We start from the raw sequence: 2,770 nt of genomic DNA on the forward strand, positions 1-2,770 counted from the left end.
TGCCCCCACCGCGACCGGCCCACCACCCGGGGAGGTCCGACGCCGTCTGCGGGACGAACCTCCGTGGGGGGTGTGTTGCTCGCGCCCACGCGGCGGAGCGCACATGTCTACAGCCTCGCGCCCCTTACGGGGGCTACGCGCGGGCGACGAAGACGTGGCCGGCGATGTCCTTGTCGAGTTCCGCGGCTTCGCCGCCACTGCTGACGAGGACCCCGCCCATGGACTCCGTCACGTTCACGATCGCCCCGGGCTGCACGCCCGCCCGCCGCAGCGTGAACATCAACTGGGCGTCCGTCTGGATCGGTTCTCCGATCCGCCGCACCACCACCGACCGCCCCTCCGCACCGGGGGCCAGCTCGTCGAGCGGCACCAGCGCCTCCTCCGCGTCCTCCGCCGGCGTCTCGCCCAGCTCCTCGAGACCGGGGATCGGGTTGCCGTACGGCGACTGCGTCGGGTGCCGCAGCAGCTCCAGCACGCGCCGCTCCACCGCCTCGCTCATCACGTGCTCCCACCGGCACGCCTCGGCGTGCACCTGCTCCCACTCCAGGCCGATCACATCGACCAGCAGGCACTCCGCGATCCGGTGCTTGCGCATCACCCGCGTGGCCAGCCGCCGGCCCTCCGGCGTCAGCTCCAGGTGGCGGTCGTCGGCGACCTGCAGCAGGCCGTCGCGCTCCATCCGGGCGACGGTCTGGCTGACCGTGGGCCCGCTCTGCTCCAGCCGCTCCGCGATCCGGGCGCGCATGGGGACGATGCCCTCCTCCTCCAACTCGAAGATGGTGCGGAGGTACATCTCAGTCGTGTCAATCAGATGCCCAGACATCGGCCGCGGGCTCCGTTCCTCGTGGTCGGGCTTGGTCGCGCCCCTCAATTCTGACGCATGGCGCCGACATCCCACCCCGTGCTGTTGACACCGCCACCGCGCAAGCACCACCGTCCTGTGCAATCACTCAACGAGGGGACCCAGATGACCGATCTCGCCGGGCAGTACTTCGACGCCGCCATCGCGCACCTGCAGCGCGTCCGCGACGAGGAGGCCGACGGTGTCGAGCAGGCCGCCGAGGCGCTGGCCCGCACCGTCCGCGAGGGCGGCCGGATCTTCACCTTCGGCGCCGGGCACTCCTCCCTCCCCGCCCAGGACGTCGTCTACCGGGCCGGCGGCCTGGTGCTGATGAACCTGCTCGACGTGCCCGGGGTCACCGGGGTCAACGTCGTCCCCGCCCAGCTCGGCTCCGCGCTGGAGCGGGTCGCGGGGCTGGCCACGGCGACGCTGGACACCGGGCCGGCCCGGGCCGGCGACCTGCTGTTCGTGATCTCCCTGTCCGGCCGCCAGGTGATGCCCGTCGAGCTGGCCCGGCACGCCCGCGAGCGCGGGCTGACGGTGATCGGGCTGACCTCGCTCGCCTACCCGGAGGCCGTCTCCTCCCGGCACCCCTCCGGCACCTACCTCAAGGACAACTGCGACATCGTCCTGGACAGCAAGATCGCCGTCGGTGACGGCGAGCTCAGCGTGGAGGGCGCGGAGACCACCTTCGGGCCCGTCTCCACGCTGACCACCGTCGCGCTGATGCAGGCGGTCGTGGCCTCGGCGGTCGGCAAGCTGGCCGCGGCCGGGATCACCCCGCCGCTGTTCCGCTCCGGCAACGTCGACGGCGGCCGGGACTGGAACGCCAAGCTGATGGCGGAGCACAAGGACCGGATCTTCTACAGCTTCTGACGCACCGTCAGTGGACGCACGGCCGAATACGTGTGCTGTGCAAGGCCGGTGGGCAAGGAGACACTGATTCAGGGCATCGAACCTGTGAGGGGGAATCAGTGGTCCAGCTCTCCGCACCCGGATTCCGCGAGCGCCATCTGCTGCCGGAACCCTACTGGCGCGCCGACGAGATGTCGGTCCGCGAGCAGCGGAAGGCGATCCGGTGGTACCGCGGCCAGATCCTCTGCCTGCTGTTCGCCTCGGTCTTCGGGGCGTTGACGATCACGGTGGGGCGGGACAAGAACCTCGCCTCCGCCCTGGCCGTCTGCGCCTTCGCCGGCGCCGGCGTCTTCACCTACCTGCTCCGGGCCGAGGCCCCGCAGGCCATCTGGTACCAGGGCAGGGCCGCGGCCGAGTCGGTCAAGGGGCTGGTCTGGCGCTACGTCGTCCGGGCCCGCCCCTTCGACGGGCCCGCCGAGAGCACCGAGGCGGACTACGCCTTCCTGGAGCAGCTGGGCGAGGTCTTCCTGACCCACCGCGGCCACGGCGTCATCCCCACGGACGCGGTGCCGGTCATCACGGACGAGATGCGCCGGCTGCGCGCCCTGCCCCTGCACGCCCGGCGCGACCTCTACCTCCAGGAGCGGCTGCGGGCCCAGGCGCTGTGGTACCGCTCGCGCGCGGACGCCTACACCACCAGCACCAGCAAGTGGTCGCTGGCGACCGGCATGGCCATCCTGGCCGGCATCCCGCTGGCGGCGCTGCAGATCTTCGAGCAGATCCCGCACGTGCTCGGCATCCTGTCCACCATCGGCGCCTCCATCACGGCCTGGACCCAGCTCAAGCAGTACCGCCCGCTCACCTCCGCCTACCGCCTGGCGGCGCAGGAACTGGAGCAGCTGGAGGGGCAGTTGACCAGACTCATTCCGGCCGATGCGGACGCGGAACTGGAGTGGTCCCGGCTGGCCCGGGACGCGGAGGCCACCCTCGCCCGGGAACAGGCGGTCTGGCGGGCTCGCAGCGACCGGAGGATCTAGTGCCGTGTCGGGATAGGTCCACCGGGTTGCGGGGCCC

Annotated in this window: 3 protein-coding genes; 2 read left to right on the forward strand and 1 reads right to left on the reverse strand. The window is 71.7% G+C overall.

Annotated features, from left to right (window positions below):
- Positions 1-133: 133 nt before the first annotated feature.
- Positions 134-823: a metal-dependent transcriptional regulator gene (locus ACFP3V_RS31645; RefSeq protein WP_380591227.1), complete on the reverse strand. Its 690-nt coding sequence runs from the start codon at positions 821-823 to the stop codon at positions 134-136.
- Positions 824-967: 144 nt separating this feature from the next.
- Here ACFP3V_RS31645 and ACFP3V_RS31650 point away from each other — a divergent pair, with 144 nt between their 5' ends.
- Positions 968-1,717, forward strand: coding sequence for a sugar isomerase domain-containing protein (locus ACFP3V_RS31650; RefSeq protein WP_380591230.1), 750 nt, complete (start codon positions 968-970; stop codon positions 1,715-1,717).
- Between the two features lie 98 nt (positions 1,718-1,815).
- On the forward strand, positions 1,816-2,733 hold the full coding sequence (locus ACFP3V_RS31655; protein ID WP_380591233.1) for a DUF4231 domain-containing protein: 918 nt from the start codon (positions 1,816-1,818) through the stop codon (positions 2,731-2,733).
- Positions 2,734-2,770: the final 37 nt, after the last annotated feature.

It is taken from the genome of Streptacidiphilus monticola, assembly GCF_042658505.1.
In the GTDB taxonomy this organism is placed as follows: Bacteria; Actinomycetota; Actinomycetes; order Streptomycetales; family Streptomycetaceae; genus Streptacidiphilus; species Streptacidiphilus monticola.

Coding starts and splice junctions, on each gene's coding strand:
- ACFP3V_RS31645 (WP_380591227.1), bottom strand. CDS start 823: ATGTCTGGGCATCTGATTGACACGACTGAGATGTACCTCCGCACCATC.
- ACFP3V_RS31650 (WP_380591230.1), top strand. CDS start 968: ATGACCGATCTCGCCGGGCAGTACTTCGACGCCGCCATCGCGCACCTG.